Origin of the sequence: Cytobacillus sp. Bac17 (assembly GCF_024519925.1) — a bacterium.
Taxonomy (GTDB): Bacteria; Bacillota; Bacilli; order Bacillales; family Cytobacillaceae; genus Cytobacillus; species Cytobacillus pseudoceanisediminis.
Window position 1 is genome coordinate 147,799 of record NZ_JALJRC010000006.1, and the last position, 15,932, is coordinate 163,730.

A 15,932-nucleotide genomic window follows, 5' to 3' on the forward strand; every position below is an offset into this window, starting at 1 on the left:
ATTATAATATTCCCATCCCTTCTATATGTCTCCGCGCTTTGTCATCACCCAGATCATAAATCATTTTATATATGCCTTCCATGGATGCATCATATTCATCATTTTTTGATTCTTTGTGGTATTCCAGGAAAGGGACATGTGCACGGGCAAATGTTTTAAGATCTGCATCATAATTCTCATTAATATAATCATTTAACTGAGCTAATTCTTCATCTGTTGCAAAAATTTTAAACTGCCATTCGGCTGCTTCAACTGGTTCTGTGTAAATCTGCGCATTTTCAATATCTATATAATATGTTTTTTTTGTTTGGTCCATGTTTTTCATCTCCTCTATCTTTTATACGATATTTACCACATACTGAGGAAGTTTAACCATTTAATATTCAATGACATTTTAAGACGCTAGTTGGGCATGATATAGCTGTGCATTATAAGGAAGGTGGCACAAAAAATGAATCTTTTCAGGAGGTATACAATGGGTATTTTAAGCGGAAATCCAAAGGACGAGCCTTTGCATTATGGCGAGGTTTATAGCACATGGTCTTACTTGCTGGCAGGAAAGGGAATGACCTCTGCCTACCAAACGATGCTTAGCCACTCTGGGGATGGGGACTTGAAGAAAATGCTTGAAGAAGCCATCCGCCTCTGCAAGCAGGAAGAGGAACAAATTGAGGCGATGTTAAAGGAAAACGGGATCGGTCTTCCCCCCGCACCACCTGATAGACCTGATGCTTGTGTAAATGATATCCCTCCAGGTGCCCGATTCATGGATCCTGAAGTAGCTGCAAAGTTAGCAGGAGACCTGGCAGCAGGATTGGTTGGCTGCAGTACAATCATGGGCCAATGTATCCGTGAAGATATCGCAGGCATGTTTGGCCAATTTCATACTCAGAAAGCAGCTTTAGGTGTTAAGGTTCTTCGAATGAATAAAGAAAAAGGCTGGCTTATTCCTCCGCCGCTACATCTTCACAAATCGGATAATTGCTAAGGATTTGCTGGAGAGATGTCCATATGTAAAAAGAGAGCAGAGTCCATTGTCTGCTCTCTTTCCTAAAGGTTATTTCTTAAAACTTGGGCTCAGTTCACTCCATACATCAAACAAGATGCCGTCCGGGTCAGAAGATACAAAATTCCTGCCAGGATGCCCGCGATTTTCGATAGCTCCTGTATTCACTTCCTTCTCAAAAAGTTCCCGATGCAAGTTTTCGAGCTCTGTTATTCCATTGAGTTCAAAGGTTAAACAAAATCGCAATCTTCCGTCAGAACCCTTAAAATTAAGACTTTCCTCTTTGAGGTGTTTCCAAAAGGAAAAAGCTTTGGCTTGCCATATTGATTATGGCCATTTTTCCCTTTTCATCCCTAAAACTTTTTGCTGCTCCAAGATTCTCTGTGTACCAGTTTAAAGAATCCATTACATTTCTGACAGGTATGTGACTATTCCCACTCTTAAGAGCTTTTGACTCATAAATGCCCCTCCTCCAAACAAATTCTCTATTTTTGTAAATTCTATCCAAACGCGTATTAATTCCTTTTTAAAAATAAAAAAACCTTAGTCCGGAATGTGACTAAGGCTCATGTAACTTACTCAGAGTATTTGCTTTCACTGGAATCAGGGGAGACCATACCGCCGGCACCGCTGGAATTGATATCAGGTTCTGCTCCTTCAGGCTGAGATGGCAGCACTTTGTTTTTCTTTTGATTGGGTAGACCTGAGTGCTCCTTTAGATATTGATCATTTTCCATAATCGTTACCACTTTAAATCCTGTTCCTTCGAGCTGGTTCTTCAATTGATCAAATACCTTTGTCTGAGTATTATTCATTTCCTGATCATCATACTGAAGCTCTACATTTATTGTTTTCATGTCAGGACCTCCTTTTTAAGCTATTTTCCCGAATGCCTTTTCATTAAACTACACAGAACCTTTAAAAAAGCAGAAGTTTATTTCAGAAATAATAGGTTATTTAAGAAAATAACCAGGACATTGTTCGGTCCAAAAAATACATGGCTGATTTTCCCATAAATATCATTATCATTTCAATCCTGAATATAAATAAATTGTATGCCGATCAGACGAAAGGAGCAGAGGCATGTGGTTCTGGATTCTGGTAATCTTCATCCCTATTATTATCCTCGCTATTTTGGAAGAAACGATTCAATTTGCGGTGAATCGTAAGGTCTTCGGAAAAAGCGGCAAACCGGTTTTAATTAAACAAAAACTGCATCACTTAAAAAATAAATTCAAGTATAAAAAAAGCCATTCCCAATAAGGAAAGGCTTTTTTGTCCAGCAAGTATTGGCCGCTAAAACTCATATTTAATTAGATTCTTCTGTTTCAGAATCTTCTTCTGCCGACTGTTCCTGTCCGGACATCCGCTTCTTTTTCAGCTCAAAATAGGCATCTAATACTTTTCTGCCAATTTCATAATTGGCTGTATGTCCGCTTCTTCCCTGGTATGCCCATGGAACAATGACAGACATGGCGATTTCTGGATTATTATGGGGTGCATAGGCAACAAGGCTCAAGTTCATAACATCTATTAATGCATCTCCCTTTTTTTTGAGAGGGCCGTCATAAAATGCTTCCGCTGTACCTGTTTTTCCTGCTGGAGAATATGGCGCATCTGCGAACCTTCGATAAGCAGTCCCTTCAGGATGCTGCATCACCTGTCTTAATCCTTCTTTGACAGTGTTTAGTTCTCTATCACTTACATCTATCGTATTTAAGACAGTTGGCTGAATATCCTTCCAGATCCGGCCAAGCTCCTCCTGCTCTGTGGCGGGCTCACGGATTTCTTTTACAAGGCGCGGCTGGATACGATAGCCGCCATTTGCAATCGTTGATATATATTGCGCCATTTGCATCGGAGTGTAGGTATCATACTGTCCGATTGCAAGGTCTAATAGAAATCCCGGCAAGCGAAGCGGTCCTTCATAGCCTATCGCCTCATTCGGCAAATCGATGCCAGTTCTGACTCCGAGGCCAAATTGGCCGAATGACTCTCTCATGTCTTCAAATGCATTAGGGTTTTTAAATCCCAGAGGCTGATCATAAGCATACCGCGCATCCGCAATTTCAATTGCTGTTTTGAACATATATACGTTTGAGGATATACGCAAAGCCCTTGTTTCGTTCATGATTGCCTGAAAGTTAAACCACGATTTTTTCACCTGTGGTGTACCTGCAATTTTCATTGGTGCATCTAAAAATGCAGTCCCGGGTGAAATTGCACCGGTTTTATATCCTGTTAAAACGGTTGCCCCTTTTACAGAGGATCCCACATTATAAGAAGAGGCAATCGTACCCAGCGCATAATCCTGCAGAACCGTTTTGCCATCATCATCTTTGTCTATCATTTTCCCTGCCATCGTCAGAACTTCGCCAGTATGCGGATTCATTAGGACGACAAACGCACGATCCATTAAATATGTTCCCCGAGTCCTTTTTGCAGCCCAAATTTCCTCTTCCAATATTTTTTCCACAGCCTTCTGCAGATCCATATCAATCGTCAGAACAAGATCCTTGCCTCTTTGGCCCTGAGAAACCAGTTCACTTCCGAGAATTTCTCCTTTTTTAGTAATAAGCTTTTCCTTTGATTTTTGGCCATGCAGAACATCCTCATATTGCATTTCGAGATAGCTCTTACCTACGCGTTCATTTCTGCTGTAGTCCCTGGCCAGAAAATAATCCAGCCTTTCCTGCGGCAGCCCTTCGTTTGTATCTGTAACCTTCCCCAGGACTGTCTGGAGCGTACTGTCAAAAGCATAAGTTCGATCCCAGTCAGTAGTTGTATTGACCCCTGGAAGATATTGAAGGTTCTCGCTTACCGCAGCATATTCTTTACTTGATACATCCTCATTTTTGACTATTTGCGGCGTCATGGCATAACCGCTCGTAAATTCCCGGAAGATTGCCCGCACTTCCAGATCCTGCTTGCTCAGCTGTTTCAGATCTTCGTCTGTAATTCTCTTAAGCTGCATCTCATAAATTTGCTTATCATCCAATTTGTTCTCTTTAAACAGCTTCCATTCCTTATCAGTTATTTTATCCCGGACAGCATCAGGATTTTTTAGAATCCAATGATCCTTCTTATCTCGTTCCGTCACTTTATCCGTCTTTTTATCAATCAGAATGGCCAGCCGCTCTGCCACCTGAAGCATTTCTTTCTGTTTGGCATTCCGATTTGTATACGTAATCGCACTCTTCGGAATATTATCCACAATAACCTGATGGTTCCTGTCAAGCATCCTTCCCCTTGGAACGGGATTAGCTACGATGACATCTTCCGTCCTGTCCACTTCTTTTTTGTAGGTCTCACCATTTACAATCTGGACAACGCCAAGTCTTAAGATTAGTACTGAAAACAAAACAAAAACAGCAAAAAACAATAAATTGACCCTAAAAGGCACATGGCTTTTCTTTTTCTTCTTTTTCCCCATGTACGAATCTCCCCCCTTATGAACACTATGTCTGTATAATAGAGATTCTTCCAAATCTTCCCCTGTTAAATAATTCCACGGTTTTTGTAAAATCCCTGCCAGTCCAAAACATATTTTGAAATATAAAGGTATTTAAAGAGGTTAAGTGGAAATGTTAATCTGATAATTTTTTTAGGAGGTCTTTAATATGGAAAGAGCACAAAAATTTCTGAACTATTTTTTATCTCACAGAAAGGTGACTAATGAGCTAATCAAGAAGATTGATGAAAATAACTATGACTACAAACCAACTGAAACAAGCATGGCGGCCGGCAAGCTTGTAACTCATATGCTTACTTCTTTTTATATGTTTTCCAAAACAGTAAAAGAAGGCAGCCCTGCAGTGTTTGGCGAGAAATTCGAAGAAATTGCCCCAAACCTTTCTGAAGCCGCTGAAAACTACACAGAAAAAACCATTGAGATCATTTCATCATTAACAAATGATGAGTTAGAAAGAACGATTGATATGTCACGGATATTTGGAATGGAATTTACCGGCATCCAGCTGCTGCAGCTTGCAATGGATCATGAAATTCATCATAAAGGAAATTTGTTTGTCTACGTACGTGAAATGGGCCATACGGAGCTTCCGATGTTTGTGAGCAGATGATAAGAAAAGCGGAAGCGCCTTCGAAACAAGCCAAAGCGCTTGTTACTGCGAAGACATCCAAGGAAGCTTTCCCTTGGCGCTCACCCCCGGCACCTCGAGAAGGTAGGCGCTTTAGCTAGACAGTTCTCAAAGTTAAAAGTTATAATTTCTTATCATTTTGAAAAAACGGACGCGTCGCCGCGTCCGTTTTAAAAACTATTAAGGGGAGAAATTAATTCTGCCAGCTCATTTTTTGGTGAATTCACTTTATTTGATACCGGATACTTATCCATTTTTTCAGCCGGATAAGGTTCAAGCAATGACTTCAGGTATTCAGTGTCATTAAAACGAGGATTAAGCCAATCCTCAAAATCGCTTTCCTTTAATATCACCGGCATTCGGTCATGAACATCTTCGGTTACTTCATTTGGCCCCGTTGTAATAATTGTACAGCTCGTTAGAGGATTTTCTCCTTTATGCCATGAATCCCAAATGCCTGCAAAGGCAAACGGCTTATCATCTTTCATAATGAACCGGTACGGCTGTTTACCTTCTTCGGTTTTCTTCCATTCATAAAAGCCATCTGCAAGGATTAAGCACCTTTTGCTTTTAAAAGGAGCTTTAAAGCTGGGTTTCGAGTCGATGCCTTCCGCTCTTGCGTTTATCATTTTGTAAGCAATTTTTTCGTCTTTAGCCCAGTAGGGGACCAGTCCCCATTTCATCTGTCTGCCGATCCGCTGTTTACCATCTCCAATGATGGTTAAGATATTCTGGCTTGGCGCGATATTATATCTGGGTAAAACCTCTCCGTCTGCATATTCAAATTCAAACAGCAGCTGAAGTTTTTCGATGGTTTCTGTTAGTGTAAACCGGCCGCACAATATAATCACCTCTTTTAAGTCAATAGCAATATAATGTTCATCTATTCCCGGATATAGCGCATATTAAAACTGTCAGCTATTTTTACAGGGAGGAATGAAATATGACAAAACAAGGCAGACAAAATGCAAATCAAACGAGAGCCCAAATTGAAAAACAGGATAAACGAAACGATGTTGAACTGGGAAGCGAGTTTCAGGCAGGAAATGATAAATCTCAAAGCCAGAAAAAAAGCGGAAAGCAAATTAATAAGAAGTCATAATGACAAATCCCCCATTTTAGGGGGATTTTCATGTCCTGATTGTATACAGCTGTCCTTCCACTGCAAAAGAAATACGGCCTGTTTCCTCTGAAACTACAATAGCAACAGCATCTGATTTTTCCGTAAGTCCCATTGCCGCTCTATGCCTTGTCCCAAATTTTTTCCCCTCAATGGTTTTATTGGCAAGAGGCAGGATGTTGCCTGCAGAAATAATGGTATCTTCTTTTATTAGAATACCCCCGTCATGCAATGGGTTTCCAGGATAAAAAATGGTTTCGAGCAAAGTGCTGCTTACTTTTGCTCCAATAGGAGTCCCATTATGAAGGTAATCGCCTATAGGCAGCCTTCTCTCCACAACAATAAGCCCGCCATGCCTTTTTTCCGATAAATGCTGGGCGGCCAATGATAAGCTCGAATATTCCTTGGTATACGGCGATAAATATGACTGAAGATAATATGTCGAAGCAATTGTGTGAGCCTCCGTTACCGCCCTCTGCAAGTTCTCGAAATCAGATAAAATACAGCAGCTGAAGTCCTCTAGCGTTTTGGAAATAGAATGAATCTGACTGTCGATATTGTCAATATACCGGTTTAAATCTTTTCGGTATTGATCTTCGCCATAAATCACCGGACTTCCTCCAATCTTAATTCATATTAGTACCTTTTCCAGTTAAAAATTATTTATCCATTTTACGGAATAGGTTTAGGACCGCTTTAAAGGGACTAAATATAAGTATTAAGCAACGAGGTGAGGGACATGTTCGATATATTAGCAAAACAATTTCAGAAACCCGCAGGATTACTTGGGAAGCTTGCTGGAAAAATCATGTATTTTGAGAACCGCAAGATTAACAAATGGACAATACAGCAATTAAAGATTAATCGCAGGGACTCTATTTTAGAAGTAGGCTTTGGCCCTGGCTACAGCATCAGACATATAATGGATCACTTCCGCCATGCAGAAACGGATGGAGTTGATGTATCCGAAGATATGAAGGCTTCAGCAGCCAAACTGAATGATGAGTATATTCGTCAGGGAAAGGTCAGATTGTTCGTAAAAGATATACACGATTACTTCCCTGATAAAACGTATAATAAGATATTTTCAGTAAACAATTATCCTTTATGGACAAAACCAAGAGAGTCTCTTCAGCATCTCTATGGGATGCTTGAGGAAGACGGAATAATTGCCATCACCGTCCAGCCAAGAGAAGAAGGAGCAGATGACACCATTGCCAAAAATCTCGGACAGGTGATCAAAACTGATATGGAAGCGGCAGGTTTCCATTCTATTTCCATTTCTTATAAAGAAGCCCGCCCCGTATTAACCGTTTGTGTAACTGCAATTAAATAATAATAAAAGAGAGCGGGAGATTGCTGCTCCCGCTCTTTTTCAATTTATCACCAGCCTCGGCTGGCTCCTCCTCCGCCGGAAGAACCGCCTCCCCCTCCCCGGGGACCGCCACCGCCACTTCCACCTCTTGAGAGAATGGAAAGGATGGCGTAAGAAAAGGCTCCTCCAAAAAATTTAATGTCCAGAAATAATAATCCAACAACAATTAAAATTATCAGCCAGGAGGGTATGCCAATGCCTCTATCCTGTGTTCCGGCATCAGCATAATTGCCGCCTAAATTCACTTCTTCCCCGGCAGCTTCCTGTACAAGCACCTTATAGGTTTCAATTACAGCTCTGTTAGGCTGGCCATCCTGGAGATATGGAAGGGTGACGTCATCCAGAATCCTGCCTGCTTTTCCATCGGGAATTTGGCCTTCAAGCCCATAACCAACCTCAATCCGCACCTTCCGATCCTCCATGGCCACAACCAAGAGAACACCATTATTCTCTGCGGCACTGCCTATGCCATAAGACCGGAAAGCTTCATTAGCATATTCTTCAATCGGTCTGTCTCCAGTAGTTCCAACAGTTAACACTGCAACCTGTGCAGATGTCTTATCTTCCAATTGCCTCCCCAGGTTATTCAATTCAGTTTTTTCCTGGTCATTCAGAATCTCCGCAAAATCCTGGACATAAATATCTCCAGCAGGCTGCGGTATGGATTCATCTGCATGGACTGGGATTGCCCCCATTATTAAATTTGCGAAAAGAAGGGCCAAAGAGACCCAGCGGATGATCATTCCCCATTGCCTCCAAAGTCAACATCAGGTGCTTCGTTCGCCAGCGGATCCGCCCTAAAATACTCTTTTTCATCAAAGCCGGTTATCCCTGCAACAATTGCACCCGGGAACCTTTTTACTTGTTTGTTATATACGGCAACCTGGTCGTTATAATCCTTTCGGGCAACCGAAATCCGATTTTCTGTGCCCGCAAGCTCGTCCATTAATTGGGTAAACTGCTTATCCGCTTTTAAATTTGGATAGTTCTCCACCACTACAAGCAGACGGCTCAAAGCGCTTGACAGCTCGGCGTTTGCAGCTGCTTCCTCTTCAGGGGACCCCGCTCCCGCCAATCTCGCACGAGCATCTGATATAGCCTGAATTGTCTCCTTCTCGTGAGCAGCATATCCCTTTACTGTATTTACCAGATTAGGAATCAAATCCAGCCTTCTCTGCAGCTGGTTCTCAATTTGAGAATAAGCCTGATCCACATTTTCCTCAGCACTTACAAACCTGTTATAACTGGACATCAGCATCATGCATGCTATGACTACTGCCGCAATAACGGCAATTAAGACTCCCATACCTTTTTTCATTTGCGTCACTCCTGTTTCTAAGTTGTTTTGTCACTTGCATGGTATTTTTCCTTTTTGGGGTGAAAGTTAAACCTGGAGATTGGTTTGCTGATGTTGTTAAGCTCGCGCGGATTTGGATGATTTACGCGCGGGTGGGCTCCTTCTGCGCGGGGGCACGTTTTCTTGCGCGGGCTGGCTTCAGTTTTGCGCGGGATTATTACTTTTGTGCGCGGATTTGGATGATTTACGCGCGGCCGGGCTCCTTCTGCGCGGGGGGCACGTTTTTTTGCGCGGGTTTCCTTTTGTTTGGCGCGGGATTATTACTTTTGTGCGCGGATTTGGATGATTTACGCGCGACCGGGCTCCTTCTGCGCGGGGGGCACGTTTTTTTGCGCGGGCTGGCTTCTGTTTGCGCGCGATTATTACTTTTGTGCGCGGATTTGGATGATTTACGCGCGGGTGGGCTCCTTTTCTGCGCGGGGGCACGTTTTTTTGCGCGGGCTTCCTTCTGTTTTGTGCGGGATTAATACTTTTGTGCGCGGATTTGGATGATTTACGCGCGGGTGGGCTCCTTCTGCGCGGGGGGCACGTTTTATACGTGGCAGGCTTCAGGTTCGGGCGGATACATTACTTTAAAGCGCGAATTCTTGTAGGTTTCGTGAATATGACTTTTTACAATATCAAGAGTAATCGCGTAAATATCTTTCATTATTGCTTCATGTCTGACTTATATTGCGTCTACAGGACAGGTTATTGCACTGATCTTTTAATTTTTTGCGCTATCACAACGTTTATGCGTTTAACTTACCCATAATCGCGTCATCCAGCAGGTTATTCGAGCCTCCGTGTCTCTTTTTCGCGCTGTCCCCTTTTCAAAATTACACCAAACAATCCCTATAATACAACAAAAACCCGGAACCCATTCGGGCCCCGGTTCAAGTATGATTATTTAATAAAATTGTTCGCAATCAGTTCACTGAATTCAGGTTTATCTTTCAGGAATTTTAAAGTGTAGGATGAATCTGCAAATTCCTGGATGGTGTCTGCATCAACATCGTAAGTGAACCCGATTCTTTCCCAGGCACGGTCTACGACTTCTTTTTCCAGTTCCTGGCCAGTCACTTCTTTAATGTCTTTGATAGTAATTGCTTTTGCTTCTTCAGGATTTTCTTCGATAAATTTAACTGCATCTTTATGTGCATCAACGATTTTCTGTACTTTTTCCGGGCTGTTCTTCACAGCATCACCAGTAGCAACCAATACTGATGCCGGAAGTGTTTCACCGAAGGATACTTCATCCCAGCCAATTACGACTTCAGCGTTTGTTTCCTGTTCAATGACCGCTGCCCATGGTTCGGGAGCAACTGCAATATCGACTTTACCTGTTTTCAGCATACTTGCATATTGTGCAGGGTTGCCTGTCAAATGCTTCATGGTACCTCCAATGCGAGCTGAAGTGATGCCGGCTTCTTCAAGATATGTCTCATACTGGACATCATGTGTACAGCCCACGCCAGGTGTAATAAACGTTTTTCCCTGGAAGTCTTCAAGTGAGTTAATTTCTACTCCTTCTCTGGCAAGGACAACTGTTCCGCCAGTTGAGGCACCGGCGATAATTTTAACATCAGCTCCGGTTGAGAAGTTGTTCATTGCTGGTCCGGGTCCTACTAGTCCTGCATCAATATCGCCTGTTTTCAAGGCAGTCATGAATGAACCGCCTTCAGCAAACGTCTTATATTCTACCTTAGTACCATCGCCAAGCTGTTTCTCAAAATAGCCTTGATCTTTCGCAACCATTGCTGGCACATGATTGATATTCGGGAAATAGCCGATGACAATCTTGTCTTCTCCTCCGCTGCTCTTCTCAGATGATCCGCATCCGGCAAGCAGCCCGGTGAAAGTAAATAATATAGCAACCCAAAAAATAGCCTTTTTCATTTATACCCCTCCAAAATTAAGACTCAAGTCCCCATTTTTTTATGACTGATTTTTCAATGCGCTGGAATATAAACTGGTCAACAATCATTCCGATAGCTCCAATAATAATCATGACACCGATTACGATGTCCATTCTTCCAAAGTCTGAAGCATATCGAAGTGTGTAGCCCAATCCTGGTCCTGTGCTTAAAAGCTCACCGGCCATCAATGCACGCCAGGCAAATGCCCAGGCAAGTCGTGAACCAGTGACAACGTATGGAATGGATGCCGGAAAGATGACTCTTGTGAATAAGTCAATTCCATTCGCTCCCATAGTCTGAGCTGCCTTGATATATAATGGTGAAACATTTTTTATGCCTGTTCGCATGTTCAGAGCCATTACAAATGTACCGCCAAGTATGGTTACAAAAATAACAGCCTTTTCATTTAATCCAAACCACATAATCGCGATCGGCAGCCAGACGATGCTGGGAACACTTTGCAAGGCAAGGATGACTGCACCCAGTGTTTCATCAGCTGTTTTGGATTTTCCAAGGAGAATGCCAATCAATGTGCCAATGACAAGGCTGATAGCCAGACCGACTGCGAGCCTCTTAAAACTGGCGATTAAATCATAAATGAGAGTTTTATCCTGAAACCCTTCAACAAGAGCACTGAATACACTGGAAAGGGAAGGGAAAATCAGAGGATGCCAAAGTTCAAGCCGTGACCCAATCTCCCAAAATGCAATGATGGCTGCAAAAAATATAATCCTTTTAATGGCTGTTTGCATATTGGAGTTCCTCACTTACAACTTTATCAATTTCCTTCTTCAGGTATTTCATAATGTGGTCTTCAATCTCGAGCATTTCTTTTTTGTGTTCTTCACGGGGTCTGGGTATATCAACCGTTATATCCTGTAAAATGATTCCCGGCTTTGTTCCCATAACAATGATTCGATCTGACAGTTTAATAGATTCTGAGATGCTATGAGTAACAAAAAGAATGGTTTTCTTCGTCTCAGTCCAAATGTTTTCCAGCTGTCCGTGCAGACGCGAACGGGTCTGTTCATCAAGAGCTCCGAATGGTTCATCCATTAAGAGTGTTTCCGGGTTCATCGCAAGTGCTCTCGCGATTGCCACCCTCTGCTGCATTCCTCCAGAAAGTTCATGAGGATAATGGGATATATATTTTCCCAGCTGAACCATTTGCAGATACTTAAGTGCTGTTTCCTCTGCATCTTTCTTCTTCATTTCTTTTTTCAGCGGAAACGTGACATTTTCCATGACTGTCAGCCAAGGGAATAAGGCTGCCTGCTGGAACACCATTCCCCTGTCTTTTCCGGGCTTTGTTATGGCTTTTCCATCGATTTGAATGTAGCCTGAAGTTGTTTTAGTCAGCCCTGCGACGATTGAAAGAAGTGTTGACTTTCCGCATCCTGAAGGGCCTAAAATTGATACAAACTGGCCTTTCTCAATGGATAAATTAATATCTTTCAAGACGTCAACAGGACGATTTTCTTTATCGCTATATTGTTTATTCACATCGTTTATCTCAATGAACATTTTAAAAATCACCTATTCCTATAAATCTCATTAATTTACTCGGATTACTTGTAATTATAAAGTATTCACCTTGCATGTCAACCATTACAATAAATATTTTTAAAATTGGGCTTAATCAAATAAAAAGCCTCCTCCATCAAGGAGAAAGCTATTGTTTCACAATTTAATTTCTTCTATTTTAGATGAAGCGATCAGCTCTTCAACCTTTGCTAACTCACCGCTTTGAAAAAGTTCTATGATCTTGCTTCCAACGATTACCCCGTCACAATGCTGATTCATTTCTTTTACATGCTCTGGTTCAGAAATTCCGAAGCCGGCCAATACTGGTATCGGACTTACATCTCTAACCTTCTCCAAATGCTTTCCAAGCTCATCTTTAAATTCTTTTCTTGCCCCAGTGATGCCATTAACCGTTACAGCGTATAGGAAGCCTTTCCCTTTAGCTGCAATCGCCTCTATGCGCTCCAATGGACTGGTTAAGGTCACAAGGCGGATAATTTCGATTCCAGATCTTTCTGCAATTGGTGCAATGATCTCCTCTTCCTCTGCAGGAAGATCAGGTAATATTAAGCCGTCTACCCCTGACCTGGAGGCATCAGAAATAAAGTTGCCAATGCCATAGGCGATGATCGGATTCATGTATGTCATAAAGATCAGCGGGATGTGAACAATAGGCCGGATTTCCGCAATTTTAGCTAAGACCCCTCTAAGGGTTGTTCCGGCTTCTAATGCTCGAATGCCAGCCTGCTGGATGACTGGGCCATCTGCAACCGGATCCGAAAACGGAATCCCAATTTCAATGGCAGTTGCTCCCGCTTTTTCAAGGAATGTGATTTTCTCGGCCAGTGTCTCTAAGCCTCCGTCCCCAGCCATTATATATGGCACAAATGCTTTTTCTTTGTTTTGCTTAAGGCTCTGAAAAACTTTTTCAACCCGGTTCATTGTCCTTTCCCTCCTAATCTTGCTCTTACAGTTTCTACATCTTTATCGCCTCTGCCAGATAAACAGATGACAAGGCCTTCGTCTTTTTTCATTTGCGGTGCAAGCTTTAATGCATAGGCTACGGCATGGGAGCTTTCCAGCGCAGGGATAATGCCTTCCAGTTTGCATAAAAGCTTTAATGCATCAAGCGCCTCATCGTCTGTAATGGATTCATACTCGGCTCTTCCGCTGTCTTTCAGATAGCTGTGTTCCGGCCCAACTCCTGGATAATCAAGGCCAGCTGAGATGGAATGAGCCTCCTGAATTTGACCGTGTTCGTCCTGCAGCAAATACATTAATGCTCCATGAAGAACTCCAGGAGTTCCTTTTGTTAAAGAAGCAGCGTGCTTATCTGTATCTGTACCCAAACCAGCTGCTTCAACCCCAACCATGCGGACCGTATCATCTTTAATGAAAGGATAAAACATGCCCATTGAATTGCTTCCGCCTCCAATGCAAGCCACAACTGCATCAGGGAGTTTACCTTCTTTTTCAAGGTATTGCTTCTTCGTCTCATTTCCGATAACACTCTGAAAATCCCGTACAATCATAGGAAAAGGATGTGGTCCCATCACAGAACCAAGGATGTAATGTGTATCCTCGACATTTGTCACCCAGTAGCGGAGTGCTTCGTTGACTGCATCTTTTAAGGTGGCACTTCCCGATTGTACCCCTACAACCTTCGCTCCAAGCAGTTCCATTCTGAATACGTTCAGCTGCTGTCTCCTGATGTCCTCTTCACCCATAAAAATAATGCATTCAAGATTTAAAAGCGCACATGCAGTTGCTGTTGCGACTCCATGCTGCCCTGCACCCGTTTCAGCTACTATTTTTCTTTTTCCCATTCGCAGCGCCAATAGAGCCTGGCCCAGTGAGTTGTTTATTTTATGGGCACCTGTATGATTCAAATCTTCTCTTTTAAGATAGACCTTCGCACCGCCGGCATAATTTGTGAGGTTCTCAGCAAAATAAAGAGGAGTTTCCCGTCCGACATAGTCTTTCAGCAAAGCCTTCAGTTCTTTCTGAAAACTTTCATCGGCTTGAGCTTTCTTATACTCCTCTTCCAATTCAAGAATGGCCTGCATAAGTGTCTCCGGCACATACCTTCCTCCAAAATCCCCGAAATGACCTCGTTCATCAGGCAATGTATAAGCTGTGTTCATTTTACTTCCTCCCTCTCCACACATTTAGCGTTTTCTATGAATCTTTTTATTTTCTCCGGATCTTTCTTCCCTTCAGTCTCAACCCCGCTGCTTACATCAACCATATAAGGATTGGCTGCTTTAATTCCTTCCCCCACATTTTCAGGTTTGAGCCCCCCAGCAAGGATCATTTTTTTGTCCTGCAATGGTTTATTTAAAATCGACCAATCAAAAGATACCCCGTTGCCCCCCCGATATTTTCCTTTCGGACTATCAAGAAGAATGTATTCGCATGAAAATTCGTCTAATTGAGATAAATCATCTGGTGAACCTACACTCAAAGCTTTTATAACCGGAAGAGAAAATGAGCTGCAAAATTCCGGCGTTTCATCTCCGTGCAGCTGAATGACATTGATCCCTGAAACATTTGCTATTTCTTCAATGGTCGCTTTCGTTTCATTTACAAACACTCCGACTTTTAAAACTTCTCCGGGAAGCTCTCTGATTATCTCCCCTGCTGCCTCAGGATTAATTTTTCTTTTGCTTTCTGCAAAAACAAATCCCAGGGCATCAGCCCCGTTTTCAATAGCAAAAAGTGCCGTGCTGATATCCCTGATTCCGCAAATCTTCACCTTCATTGTCTGACAGCCCCCTGCAAAGGAATCTTCATGGCCTTCAAAAGCCCTTCCAGATTATCTGCTTTCATGAATGCTTCTCCGACAAGAATGGCGTTTGCTCCTGCTGCAATTACACGCCGCACATCGTCTTCCGACTTAATCCCGCTTTCACTGATCAGGAATTTTCCCGCATTCTTTATTAGCGGGGCAAGTTTTTCTGTTACACCAAGGTCTACTTCGAAAGTTTTTAAATTTCGGTTGTTGACTCCGATCAGCTGTGCACCGGTTCTTAGAGCTATTTCCAGTTCTTCTTCATTATGAACCTCCATTAATACCTCAAGGCCTTCACTTTCAGCAAAATCGAAAAGCTCTTGAAGCCGTTCAGCTTCCATCGCAGCAGCAATGAGTAAAATTAGGTTTGCCCCTGATGCTTTTGCTTTTAATACTTGCACCTCGTCTATAATGAAGTCTTTGCAAAGGATAGGCAGGTCGACTGTCTCTCTGACAGCTGACAGATCAGCGAAGCTGCCTTTAAAAAACCTATTGTCTGTTAAAACGGAAATGGCATCGGCACCATACTTTTTATAAAATAATGCCTGATCTTTCGGATTTTGTCCGGTATTTATATCACCTTTTGAAGGTGAGGCTCTTTTGAATTCCGCAATCACAGCCAGTTCACTGCCTGATGCAAGCTTGTTAATAAAGGAGCGTTTATACATGGTTTCTCCTATTTGAAAATATTCCTTTTCCTTCTGCAGTACGATGACTTCTTTTCTTTTTTCAGCCAGTATTTGATCTAGAATTGTTCCCAT

The 15,932-nt window shown here is 42.4% G+C and carries 21 protein-coding genes; 6 read left to right on the forward strand and 15 right to left on the reverse strand.

Going from position 1 to position 15,932, the window contains the following annotated elements; all coding sequences use genetic code 11:
• Nucleotide 1: 1 nt before the first annotated feature.
• Nucleotides 2-316: a hypothetical protein gene (locus tag NR125_RS10705; protein WP_019381175.1), complete on the reverse strand. Its 315-nt coding sequence runs from the start codon at nucleotides 314-316 to the stop codon at nucleotides 2-4.
• Between the two features lie 159 nt (nucleotides 317-475).
• Here NR125_RS10705 and NR125_RS10710 point away from each other — a divergent pair, with 159 nt between their 5' ends.
• Nucleotides 476-988, forward strand: a complete 513-nt coding sequence (locus NR125_RS10710) for a DUF3231 family protein (RefSeq protein ID WP_009333489.1) — start codon at nucleotides 476-478, stop codon at nucleotides 986-988.
• Nucleotides 989-1,057: 69 nt separating this feature from the next.
• Here NR125_RS10710 and NR125_RS29905 read toward each other — a convergent pair whose 3' ends face one another.
• Both NR125_RS29905 and NR125_RS10720 read right to left on the reverse strand, forming a co-directional pair.
• The gene (locus NR125_RS29905; protein WP_009333487.1) at nucleotides 1,058-1,252 is read right to left on the reverse strand and encodes a hypothetical protein; all 195 of its coding nucleotides are present in this window, start codon (nucleotides 1,250-1,252) and stop codon (nucleotides 1,058-1,060) included.
• Between the two features lie 329 nt (nucleotides 1,253-1,581).
• Entirely contained in the window at nucleotides 1,582-1,863 is a 282-nt protein-coding gene (locus NR125_RS10720) for a hypothetical protein (RefSeq protein WP_019381172.1), read from the reverse strand.
• A gap of 226 nt (nucleotides 1,864-2,089) precedes the next feature.
• Between NR125_RS10720 and NR125_RS10725 the strand changes: the two genes are divergently transcribed.
• Nucleotides 2,090-2,269, forward strand: coding sequence for a hypothetical protein (locus NR125_RS10725; protein WP_009333483.1), 180 nt, complete (start codon nucleotides 2,090-2,092; stop codon nucleotides 2,267-2,269).
• Between the two features lie 46 nt (nucleotides 2,270-2,315).
• Here the strand turns inward: NR125_RS10725 and NR125_RS10730 are convergent, their stop codons facing one another.
• Nucleotides 2,316-4,439, reverse strand: a complete 2,124-nt coding sequence (locus NR125_RS10730) for a peptidoglycan D,D-transpeptidase FtsI family protein (RefSeq protein WP_019381171.1) — start codon at nucleotides 4,437-4,439, stop codon at nucleotides 2,316-2,318.
• A gap of 187 nt (nucleotides 4,440-4,626) precedes the next feature.
• Between NR125_RS10730 and NR125_RS10735 the strand changes: the two genes are divergently transcribed.
• A complete protein-coding gene (locus NR125_RS10735) occupies nucleotides 4,627-5,088 on the forward strand; it encodes a DinB family protein (protein ID WP_009333481.1) in 462 nt (153 codons plus the stop codon).
• Between the two features lie 188 nt (nucleotides 5,089-5,276).
• On the opposite strand, the gene NR125_RS10740 is transcribed toward NR125_RS10735, so the two are convergent.
• Entirely contained in the window at nucleotides 5,277-5,948 is a 672-nt protein-coding gene (locus NR125_RS10740; protein ID WP_256815318.1) for an SOS response-associated peptidase, read from the reverse strand.
• 101 nt (nucleotides 5,949-6,049) lie between these two features.
• On the opposite strand from NR125_RS10740, the gene NR125_RS10745 reads away from it, so the two are divergent.
• Nucleotides 6,050-6,208: a hypothetical protein gene (locus NR125_RS10745; protein ID WP_009333479.1), complete on the forward strand. Its 159-nt coding sequence runs from the start codon at nucleotides 6,050-6,052 to the stop codon at nucleotides 6,206-6,208.
• 28 nt (nucleotides 6,209-6,236) lie between these two features.
• Here NR125_RS10745 and cdaS read toward each other — a convergent pair whose 3' ends face one another.
• The gene (gene cdaS / locus NR125_RS10750) at nucleotides 6,237-6,836 is read right to left on the reverse strand and encodes a sporulation-specific diadenylate cyclase CdaS (RefSeq protein WP_071155159.1); all 600 of its coding nucleotides are present in this window, start codon (nucleotides 6,834-6,836) and stop codon (nucleotides 6,237-6,239) included.
• A 129-nt stretch (nucleotides 6,837-6,965) separates the two neighbouring features.
• On the opposite strand from cdaS, the gene NR125_RS10755 reads away from it, so the two are divergent.
• Nucleotides 6,966-7,562, forward strand: coding sequence for a class I SAM-dependent methyltransferase (locus tag NR125_RS10755; protein WP_071155157.1), 597 nt, complete (start codon nucleotides 6,966-6,968; stop codon nucleotides 7,560-7,562).
• Between the two features lie 47 nt (nucleotides 7,563-7,609).
• Here NR125_RS10755 and NR125_RS10760 read toward each other — a convergent pair whose 3' ends face one another.
• Complete coding sequence (locus NR125_RS10760) at nucleotides 7,610-8,344, reverse strand: TPM domain-containing protein (RefSeq protein ID WP_251157387.1); 735 nt, start codon at nucleotides 8,342-8,344, stop codon at nucleotides 7,610-7,612.
• Nucleotides 8,341-8,919 carry a LemA family protein gene (locus tag NR125_RS10765; protein ID WP_251157388.1) on the reverse strand — a complete coding sequence of 193 codons (579 nt, stop codon included), beginning with the start codon at nucleotides 8,917-8,919 and terminating at the stop codon, nucleotides 8,341-8,343. Before NR125_RS10765 ends, NR125_RS10760 begins: the two co-directional genes overlap by 4 nt.
• Nucleotides 8,920-8,978: 59 nt before the next feature.
• Between NR125_RS10765 and NR125_RS10770 the strand changes: the two genes are divergently transcribed.
• A complete protein-coding gene (locus NR125_RS10770) occupies nucleotides 8,979-9,425 on the forward strand; it encodes a hypothetical protein (RefSeq protein WP_256815303.1) in 447 nt (148 codons plus the stop codon).
• 418 nt (nucleotides 9,426-9,843) lie between these two features.
• On the opposite strand, the gene NR125_RS10775 is transcribed toward NR125_RS10770, so the two are convergent.
• From NR125_RS10775 to trpC, 7 genes are all read right to left on the reverse strand, one after another.
• Nucleotides 9,844-10,836: an aliphatic sulfonate ABC transporter substrate-binding protein gene (locus tag NR125_RS10775; protein ID WP_251157389.1), complete on the reverse strand. Its 993-nt coding sequence runs from the start codon at nucleotides 10,834-10,836 to the stop codon at nucleotides 9,844-9,846.
• Between the two features lie 16 nt (nucleotides 10,837-10,852).
• Entirely contained in the window at nucleotides 10,853-11,608 is a 756-nt protein-coding gene (locus NR125_RS10780) for an ABC transporter permease (protein ID WP_009333473.1), read from the reverse strand.
• Nucleotides 11,592-12,380 (reverse strand): ABC transporter ATP-binding protein, encoded by a 789-nt coding sequence (locus tag NR125_RS10785; protein WP_217027657.1) that lies wholly within the window; start codon nucleotides 12,378-12,380, stop codon nucleotides 11,592-11,594. The genes NR125_RS10780 and NR125_RS10785 overlap by 17 nt, the downstream gene beginning before the upstream one ends.
• A gap of 156 nt (nucleotides 12,381-12,536) precedes the next feature.
• Complete coding sequence (trpA, locus tag NR125_RS10790; protein WP_256815307.1) at nucleotides 12,537-13,322, reverse strand: tryptophan synthase subunit alpha; 786 nt, start codon at nucleotides 13,320-13,322, stop codon at nucleotides 12,537-12,539.
• On the reverse strand, nucleotides 13,319-14,524 hold the full coding sequence (trpB, locus tag NR125_RS10795) for a tryptophan synthase subunit beta (protein ID WP_009333470.1): 1,206 nt from the start codon (nucleotides 14,522-14,524) through the stop codon (nucleotides 13,319-13,321). Before trpB ends, trpA begins: the two co-directional genes overlap by 4 nt.
• Nucleotides 14,521-15,141 carry a phosphoribosylanthranilate isomerase gene (locus NR125_RS10800; RefSeq protein ID WP_009333469.1) on the reverse strand — a complete coding sequence of 207 codons (621 nt, stop codon included), beginning with the start codon at nucleotides 15,139-15,141 and terminating at the stop codon, nucleotides 14,521-14,523. The genes trpB and NR125_RS10800 overlap by 4 nt, the downstream gene beginning before the upstream one ends.
• A complete protein-coding gene (gene trpC, locus NR125_RS10805; RefSeq protein ID WP_009333468.1) occupies nucleotides 15,138-15,932 on the reverse strand; it encodes an indole-3-glycerol phosphate synthase TrpC in 795 nt (264 codons plus the stop codon). Before trpC ends, NR125_RS10800 begins: the two co-directional genes overlap by 4 nt.